General features: G+C 73.4%; 8 protein-coding genes. 2 read left to right on the top strand and 6 right to left on the bottom strand.

From position 1 onward, the window contains the following. Positions 1–78: 78 nt before the first annotated feature. On the bottom strand, positions 79–1,233 hold the full coding sequence (gene galK, locus ABD106_RS11660; protein WP_343920524.1) for a galactokinase: 1,155 nt from the start codon (positions 1,231–1,233) through the stop codon (positions 79–81). Further along, positions 1,226–2,389, bottom strand: a complete 1,164-nt coding sequence (gene galT, locus ABD106_RS11655; RefSeq protein WP_343920522.1) for a galactose-1-phosphate uridylyltransferase — start codon at positions 2,387–2,389, stop codon at positions 1,226–1,228. Before galT ends, galK begins: the two co-directional genes overlap by 8 nt. Before the next feature lie 9 nt (positions 2,390–2,398). On the opposite strand from galT, the gene ABD106_RS11650 reads away from it, so the two are divergent. Further along, complete coding sequence (locus ABD106_RS11650; protein ID WP_343920520.1) at positions 2,399–3,286, top strand: DeoR/GlpR family DNA-binding transcription regulator; 888 nt, start codon at positions 2,399–2,401, stop codon at positions 3,284–3,286. 6 nt (positions 3,287–3,292) lie between these two features. On the opposite strand, the gene ABD106_RS11645 is transcribed toward ABD106_RS11650, so the two are convergent. Both ABD106_RS11645 and ABD106_RS11640 read right to left on the bottom strand, forming a co-directional pair. Further along, positions 3,293–4,483 (bottom strand): cystathionine gamma-synthase, encoded by a 1,191-nt coding sequence (locus ABD106_RS11645; protein ID WP_343920518.1) that lies wholly within the window; start codon positions 4,481–4,483, stop codon positions 3,293–3,295. A 2-nt stretch (positions 4,484–4,485) separates the two neighbouring features. Beyond that, on the bottom strand, positions 4,486–5,871 hold the full coding sequence (locus ABD106_RS11640) for a cystathionine beta-synthase (RefSeq protein WP_343920516.1): 1,386 nt from the start codon (positions 5,869–5,871) through the stop codon (positions 4,486–4,488). A gap of 73 nt (positions 5,872–5,944) precedes the next feature. On the opposite strand from ABD106_RS11640, the gene ABD106_RS11635 reads away from it, so the two are divergent. After that, entirely contained in the window at positions 5,945–6,322 is a 378-nt protein-coding gene (locus ABD106_RS11635; RefSeq protein ID WP_343920514.1) for an MGMT family protein, read from the top strand. A gap of 10 nt (positions 6,323–6,332) precedes the next feature. Here ABD106_RS11635 and ABD106_RS11630 read toward each other — a convergent pair whose 3' ends face one another. Both ABD106_RS11630 and ABD106_RS11625 read right to left on the bottom strand, forming a co-directional pair. Then, positions 6,333–8,189: an ABC transporter ATP-binding protein gene (locus ABD106_RS11630; protein ID WP_343920512.1), complete on the bottom strand. Its 1,857-nt coding sequence runs from the start codon at positions 8,187–8,189 to the stop codon at positions 6,333–6,335. 63 nt (positions 8,190–8,252) lie between these two features. Continuing rightward, entirely contained in the window at positions 8,253–8,465 is a 213-nt protein-coding gene (locus ABD106_RS11625) for a helix-hairpin-helix domain-containing protein (RefSeq protein ID WP_343920510.1), read from the bottom strand. Between the last annotated feature and the right edge of the window lie 48 nt (positions 8,466–8,513).

The raw sequence follows: 8,513 nt of genomic DNA, 5'->3' as shown, positions 1-8,513 counted from the left end.
CGGACACCCCGGCGACGGCGTGTCGTGACCACCCTGCGGGAGGACGACGGCGTGTCGTGACCACCCCGGGCGGGCGGGTCAGGCGTCGGGGTCGCGGCGGGCGCCCTGCGAGGCGCGCACGGCGAACACGACCGGGCGCGCGTGCCCGGCCGCGGCCACCGCATCCGCCACCTCGGCGCCGATGCGTTCGGACTCGGATGCGTCGACGAGCGCGATCGCGGCGCCACCGAAGCCGCCGCCCGTGAGCCGTGCGCCGAGGGCGCCGGCCGCGAGCGCCGCCTCGACGGCCGCGTCGATCGCGGGCACGGAGTCCTCGAAGTCGTCGCGCTGCGAGACGTGGCCGTCGGTGAGGATGGGACCGATCTCGCGCGGCCGCCCCTCGCGCACGAGCGCGGCGACGCGCGCGGCGCGATCGGTGTCGGTGACGATGTGCCGCAGCCGACGGTGCACGTGGGGCGGCATCCGATCGGCCCACGACTCGACCTCGTCGACCGGGATCTCGCGCAGCGTGGGGACGCCGGCGATGCGGGCAGCTTCCTCGCACTCGCGCCGGCGCTCGCCGTAGCCTCCGGTCGCGTGGTCGTGGCGCACGAGCGAGTCGATCACGAGGATCTCGAGCCCGGCCGCCTCGAAGCCGAGCGGCACCTGCTCGGCGGTGTCGGCGCGGAAGTCGAGCAGCACCGCGTGGTCGCGCTCGGCGAGCAGCACGGCCGACTGGTCGAGCGTGCCCGTGGGGGCGCCGACGACCTCGTTCTCGACGAGCTGGCCGAGCCGCACCATCTCGCGGCGCGCGATGCCGAGCTGCCACAGCTCGTCGAGCGCGACGATCACCGCCGACTCGAGCGCCGCCGACGACGAGACGCCGACGCCGACGGGCACGTCGCTCGACACCAGCGCGTCGAACCCCCTGCCCTCGACGCCCCGCTCGCGCCGCAGCACGTGCACGGCGCCCAGCAGGTAGCGGCTCCAGCCGGTCGCCTCGCCCGCCGTCGCGAGCGTCGCTGTCACGACACCCCGGCCCTCGTCGGCCTGCGCCTCCACCGAGTCGGTCGCGACCCGCACGATGTCGTCGTCGCGCAACCGCACCGCGACGCGCGTGCGCCGGTCGATGCCGAAGGGCAGCGCGAGGCCGCCGTTGTAGTCGGTGTGCTCGCCGATGAGGTTCACGCGCCCCGGCGCCGACCAGGTGCCGTCGGGCTCGGCGCCGAAGGCGTTCTCGAACGCGTCACGCATGGTCGGCCCCCGCCCCGGTCGACAGCGGCTCGACCGGCCGCGTCTCGTCCGCCTTCGCGATGGCGTCGCGCAGCCGCGCGGCGCCCTCCTCGGGGTTGATGTCGGCCACCCATGCGCCCATCACCGACTCGGAGCCCGCCAGGTGCTTGAGCTTGTCGGCGGCGCGGCGGGGGCTCGTCAGCTGCCACGTGAGCCGCACGTCGTCGCGGTGCTCGGCGACCGGTGCCTGCAGCCAGCCGGCGATGTACGGCAAAGGGGCGTCGTAGAGGGCGTCGAGGCCGCGCGCGAGCCGCAGCGTCAGCTGCGCGAGCTCATCGCGCTCGGCGTCGGTCGTCTCGGCGAGGTCTGGCACCTGCCGGTGCGCCATGAGCTGCACCTCGACGGGCCAGCGGGCCGCGAACGGCACGAACGCGGTGAAGTGCTCGCCCTCGATGAGCACGCGCGGCCCCCGCCGCTCGCTGTCGAGGATGTCGGCGAAGAGCCTCCGGCCGTGCTCCTCGACCGACGCGCAGATCCGCCGGATGCGCTGGGGCACGTACGGGTAGCCGTAGATCTGCCCGTGCGGGTGGTGCAGCGTCACGCCGATCTCGACGCCGCGGTTCTCGAACGGGAAGACCTGCTCGATCCCCGGCACGGCGGAGAGCGCCCGCGTTCGCTCCGCCCACGCCTCGACGACGGTGCGAGCGCGCAGCGTCGACTGGGTGCCGAACGAGCCCGCGTGGTCGGGGCTGAAGCAGACGACCTCGCAGCGGCCGATCGCGGGGCGGGCAGCGCCGATCCCCGCGCGCTCGACGGTCGCGTCGTCGTGCACGGCCGCCGCGAGCTCGTCGGTCGCTGTGCCCGGGCCGAACGACGGGGAGCGGTTCTCGAACACGGCGACGTCGTAGTCGTCGGGGATCTCGCTCGGGTTCGTGGGCGACTGCGGGGCGAGCGGGTCGAACTCGGCCGGCGGCAGGTGCACGCGGCCCTGTCGCGCGGTCGCGACGGTCACCCACTCCGCGCTCAGCGGATCGAAGCGCATCGTCGGCGTCGCGGGCCTCGGGTCGAGCTCCCGGGCGTCGGCGCGGCGCGGGCGGGCCGACGTGCCGGCGTCGTCGAAGTAGACGATCTCTCGTCCGTCGGCGAGGCGGTCGGTCGTCTGGCGGATGCGGCTCACCCGTCGATCATGCCCGACGCTGTGCGCTCGTGCGTGCTGCTGTGCGAAAGTGTGCGCATGGACGGCAACCGCTCATCGTCCGGGCCGAGCACCGCTCGCGCGGCTCGCGCGTCGCATCCGGGCACGCCCCTCGAGGCCGGCCTGCTCGACGTCGAGCGTCGCGAGCGCATCCTCGACCACGTGCGCGACGCGGGCATCGCGCGCATTGCCGACCTCGCCGCCGCGCTCGGCGTCTCGCCGATGACGGTGCGGCGCGATGCCGATCGGCTCGTCGCAGAGGGGCGAGCCGAGCGCGTCCGAGGCGGCGTGCGGCTCGCGCGCTCCCCCGTGACCGAGGAGCCGGGGCCGCTCGCGAAGGCCATGCTGCATCGCGACGAGAAGGAGCGCATCGCGCGCACCGCGACCTCGCTCGTGCGCCCGGGCACGGCGATCGGCATCGGCGCGGGCACGACGACCCTCGAGCTCGCGCGCCGGATCGCCGACGTGCCGGGCGTCACGATCGTCACGAACTCGCTCTCGGTCGCGCTCGCGCTGCCGCACCGCGAGCAGGTCGTGCTCACCGGCGGCGAGCGCACGCGGTCGGACGCGCTCGTCGGCCCCGTCGCGAACCGCAGCGCGGCGTCGATCGGCCTCGACATGCTCTTCCTCGGCGCGCACGGCATCGATGCGGAGCGCGGCTGCACCGCGCCGAACCTCGCGGAGGCCGAGACGAACCGCGCGCTCATGGCGGCCGCGCGCGCGACCGTCGTGCTCGTCGACGCGTCGAAGTGGAGCGTGCAGGGCCTGTCGACGTTCGCGGCGCTCGACGAGCTCGACGTGCTGATCAGCGACGTGTCGCTCCCCGCCGCCGCGGCGCGGGCCGCGCGGCGTGCGGTCGGGCGGCTCGTGCTGGCCTGAGCGCCGCTACGAGAGCGAGGCGAGCGCCTCCAGCAGGTCGGCGATCTGGTCGTCGGAGTCCTCGAGGCCGACGGAGAGCCGCAGAAGGTCGTCGGGGACGGCGAGCTCGGTGCCCTTCACGGACGCGTGCGTCATCTCGGACGGCAGGCACACGAGGCTCTCGACACCGCCGAGCGACTCCGCGAGCTGGAACACCCGCGTGCGACGCACGAGCTCGAGCGCCGCCTCGTGGCCGCCCGTGAGCTGCATCGAGACCATGCCGCCGAACCCGCGCATCTGCCGCCCGGCGAGCTCGTGCTGCGGGTGGTCGGGCAGGCCCGGGTAGTGCACCGCCGTGATGGCGGGGTTGCCGACGAGCGCCTCGGCGACCGCCTGGGCGTTGCTGCAGTGACGGTCCATGCGCACGGCGAGCGTCTTGAGCGACCGCGAGGTGAGCCACGCGTCGAACGGGCTGTTGACGGCGCCGACCGCGAACTGCTGGAACGCGATGCGCTCGGCGAGGCCCGCGTCGGCGGTCACCGCAGCGCCTCCGACGAGGTCGGAGTGCCCGCCGATGTACTTCGTCGTCGAGTGCAGCACGACGTCGGCCCCGAGCAACAGCGGCTGCTGCAGGTAGGGCGTCGCGAAGGTGTTGTCGGCCACGACGATCGCTCCGGCCGCGTGCCCGAGCTCGGCGAGCCCGGCGATGTCGGCGACCTTCATGAGCGGGTTCGACGGCGTCTCGACCCACAGCACCCGAGTGTTCGGGCGGATCGCGGCGCGCACGGCGTCGAGGTCGGATGCGTCGGCCGTCGTGATCTCGACGCCCCACCGCTCCCACACCTGCGAGACGAGCCGGTGCGTGCCGCCGTAGACGTCGTTGCCCATGAGCACGTGGTCGCCGGGCTGGAGCGCGGCGCGCAGCACGGCATCCTCTGCCGCGAGCCCGGAGCCGAACGTGTACGCGTGGCTGCCGCCCTCGAGGCTCGCGAGCTGCACCTGCAGCGCGTCGCGCGACGGGTTGCCGCCGCGCGAGTACTCGTAGCCGTCGCGGAAGCCGCCGACGCCGTCCTGCACGAACGTCGAGGTCATGAAGATCGGCGGGATGACGGCGCCGGTGCGGGGGTCGAACGACTGCCCGTCGTGGATGGCGCGGGTCGAGAAGCCGCGGTCGGGTCCGGCGTGCGGCAGGGATTCGGGCGCGCTGCGGTCGGTCACCGTCAGGCCTCCTTCGCGAGGTGGGTCAGCAGGTCGGTGCGGGTGATGACGCCCGCGGGCTTGGCCTCGTCGAGCACGAGCAGCGCGTCGGCGTCGGCGAGTGCCGCGCGCAGCGCATCCACCGACTCCGAGATGCCGATCTGCGGCAGTCGAGCGCCGAGGTGCTTCGCGATCGGGTCGGCGAGCTCTGCCCGGTCGGCGAAGACGGCGTCGAGCAGCGAGCGCTCGTCGACCGCGCCCGCGACCTCGCCGACGACGACGGGCGGCTCGGCGGTCAGCACCGGGAGCTGGCTGACGCCGTACTCGCGCATGATCTCGATCGCGTCGTGCACGGTGTCGGTCGGATGCGCGTGCACGAGCGCGGGCAGCGCATCCGGCCCGCCGTGCCCGGCCTTGCCGCGCAGCACGTCGCGCACCGTCGTGCCGCCGTCGGCCGCCGCGAAGCCGTAGGAGCGCATCCACGCGTCGGAGTACACCTTCTGCAGGTAGCCGCGGCCGGAGTCGGGCAGCAGCACGACGACGACGGCATCGGCGGGCAGCTCGCGGGCGACGCGGAGCGCCGCGACGACCGCCATGCCGCTCGAGCCGCCGACGAGGAGCCCCTCCTCGCGCGCGAGCCGGCGCGTCATACCGAACGACTCGGCCTCGTCGACGGCGATCACGCGGTCGACGACGCTCGGGTCGTAGTTGCCCGGCCACATGTCCTCGCCGACGCCCTCGACGAGGTAGGGCCTGCCGGTGCCCCCGGAGTAGATCGACCCTTCCGGGTCGGCGCCGATGACGGTGACGGCGCCCTCGGAGGCGCGCTTGAGGAACCGCGAGGTGCCGGTGATGGTGCCGCCGGTGCCCACGCCGGCGACGAAGTGCGTGAGGCGGCCCTCGGTGTCGCGCCAGATCTCGGGGCCGGTGGTGGCCTCGTGCGCGGCCGGGGCTGCCGGGTTGAAGAACTGGTTGGGCTGGTAGGCGCCCTCGATCTCCTCCGTGAGCCGGTTCGCGACGCCGTAGTACGACTCGGGGCTGTCGGGCGCGACCGAGGTGGGCGTGACGACGACCTCGGCGCCGTAGGCGCGCAGCGTCGCGCGCTTGTCGTCCGAGACCTTGTCGGGGCAGACGAAGACGCAGCGGTAGCCGCGCTGCTGGGCGACGAGCGCGAGGCCGACGCCGGTGTTGCCGCTCGTCGGCTCGACGATCGTGCCGCCGGGCTGCAGCAGTCCGCGCTCCTCGGCGTCGAGGACCATCGCGAGTGCGATGCGGTCCTTCACCGAGCCGCCCGGGTTGAGGAACTCGACCTTCGCGAGCACTGTCGCCGCGATCCCCTCGGTGACCTTCGAGAGCCTCACGAGCGGGGTGTCGCCGATGGTCTCGAGGATCGACTCTGCGTAGCGCATCGTGCCTCCTGACTGACGATCGAGCCTACCGGCCCCGCTGTGCACGGGCTGCGCTGGGCGGCAGGATGGGGCCGTGGACGCGAGGCGGGAGCTCATCATCGAGCGAGTGCTGCGCTGCGTCGAGCTCGTGCCGCGCGGGCGAGTCGCCTCCTACGGCGCGATCGCCGCGATCTGCGGCATCGGGCCGCGGCAAGTGGGCTCGATCATGCGGCACTACGGCGCCGATGTGCCGTGGTGGCGCATCACGACCCACGCCGGCGACATCGGCGGTGACCACGCACCTGCGGCGCGACCGATCTGGGCGGAGGAGGGCATCGCGCTCAAGCCGAACGGGCTCGGATGCCGCTACGCCGACTTCGCGGCCGACACGGATGCGCTCGCGCGGGCATGGCGCGCGGCGATCGCCGACCTGCCGGACCTGGACGCGCTCGACCCCGAGGCACCCGCCTGACGGCAGCGGGTCAGCCGCGCGCCTGCTGCGCGAACAGCGTCGCGTAGGTGCCGCCGCGCCCGAGCAGCTCCTCGTGCGTGCCCTGCTCGACGACCTTCCCGGCGTCGATGACGAAGATCACGTCGGCGTGGCGGATGGTCGAGAGGCGGTGCGCGATCGCGAGCGTCGTGCGGCCGCGCGCCGCCTCGTCGAGCGCCGCCTGCACGATGCGCTCCGAGACGGTGTCGAGCGCGCTCGTCGCCTCGTCGAGCACGAGCACCGCGGGATCCTTGAGCAGCACGCGCGCGATCGCGACGCGCTGCTTCTCGCCGCCGGAGAGGCGGTAGCCGCGCTCGCCGACGATCGTGTCGTAGCCGTCGGGGAACCGGTGGATGGTGTCGTAGATGCTCGCGGCGCGGGTCGCCGCGTCGAGCTCCTCGTCGGTCGCGTCGGGCTTCGCGTAGCGCAGGTTCTCGGCGATGGATGCGTGGAACAGGTACGGCTCCTGGCTCACGATCCCGATGTTGTCGGTGAGCGCCGCCGGGTCGAGCCTGCGCACGTCGGTGCCCGCGAAGCGCACCGATCCCGATGTCGCCTCGTGCAGGCGCGGCAGCAGGTAGCCGATCGTCGTCTTGCCCGCGCCGGATGGTCCGACGAACGCAGCGAAGGTGCCGGGCGCGAGCCGGAAGGAGACGCCGTCGAGGGTCGCGCGCTCGCCCTCCTTCGCATCCGGGTAGTGGAACTCGACCTCGTCGAACTCGACCTCGCCGAGCCGCGCGGGGTCGAGCGGCTTCGGGTCGGCGGGCGGCTCGATCGCGGGCACGAGGTCGAGGTACTCGAAGATGCGCGCGAAGAGGGCGCCGGAGGTCTGCAGGTCGAGCGCGACGCGCAGCAGGCCCATGAGCGGCATGAGCAGTCGCGACTGCACCGTCGTGAAGGCGACGAGCGTGCCGGCCGTGACGCCCACATCCCCGCCCGTGATCAGGTAGCCGGCGATGAGGTAGACGACCGCGGGCAGGATGGAGATGAAGATCGAGACCAGCGCGAAGAACGTCTGGCCGCTCATCGTCAGGCGCACCTGCAGGTCGATCTGGCGGTCGTTCTCGGCGCGGTAGCGGCTCGACTCGTCGTCCTGGCGGCCGAACGCCTTGGCGAGCAGGATGCCCGAGACCGAGAGCGACTCCTGCGTGATGGCCGTCATGTCGCTCAGCGACTCCTGCGTCTTCGTGGCGATGCGCGCGCGCACCTGTCCGACGCGGCGCTGCAGCAGCACGAGCAGCGGCGTGAGCAGCACGGCGACGATCGTCAGCTGCCACGACAGGATGAGCATCGTCACGAGGCTCGCGATGACGGTGACGGTGTTCCCCACCACCGACGAGATCGTGCTCGAGAGCACGTTCGCGACGCCGCCGACGTCGTTCTGGAGCCGCGACTGGATGACGCCGGTCTTCGTGCGGGTGAAGAACGCGAGCTCCATGCTCTGCAGGCGCTCGAACAGCGCGTTGCGCAGCTCGCCCATCACGCGGTTGCCGACGCGGGAGGTGATCCACGTCTGCCAGACCCCGAGCAGGTTCGCGGCGACCAGCAGTCCCACCATCGAGCCGACCAGCACGAGCAGCAGGTCGAGGTCGGGGCCGCCCTGCGCGGGGAAGAGCGCCTCGTCGAACACGCGCTGCGTCAGCAGGGGCGGCAGCACCGAGATCGCGGCGACGAACAGCACGAGCACGATCGTGAGGACGAGCGCGGGCTTGTGGGGCGCGAAGAGCGCCATGATGCGCTTGCCGAGGAACGGCACCTGCGGCGCATCGGCGTTCGCCGCCTTCTGCGCCGCCTCGTCGCGCATCGCGATCCTGCCGCCGCGGCCACCGCCGCCACCCATCATGCTCATCGGGTCAACCGTAGCCCCGCGCGGTGGGGGTGAGCCGTGGGAGCCGGCTCGCGGGCGTGCGCGTCAGGCTCGGAAGCCGAGCCCCGCCTCGGCGAGCGCCTCCCGCAGGATCGCGACCGCCTTCGGCCCGACGCCGTGCACCGCGAGCAGCTCGGCCTCGCGCCACTGCGCGACCTGCTCGAGCGTCGTGACGCCCTGCGCGAGCAGCGCGCCCGTGGCGGGTCTGCCGATCCGAGGGAGTCCGCCGGTGGGATCGGGCGAGGGCTTCGACGGCATGCCGTCGATCATCCCGCATGCGACGAAGGGTGGTTCCTGAGCAACGAC

The sequence above is a fragment of the Agrococcus citreus genome, assembly GCF_039527715.1.
In the GTDB taxonomy this organism is placed as follows: Bacteria; Actinomycetota; Actinomycetes; order Actinomycetales; family Microbacteriaceae; genus Agrococcus; species Agrococcus citreus.
This window is presented reverse-complemented; position numbering and strand designations above follow the sequence as displayed.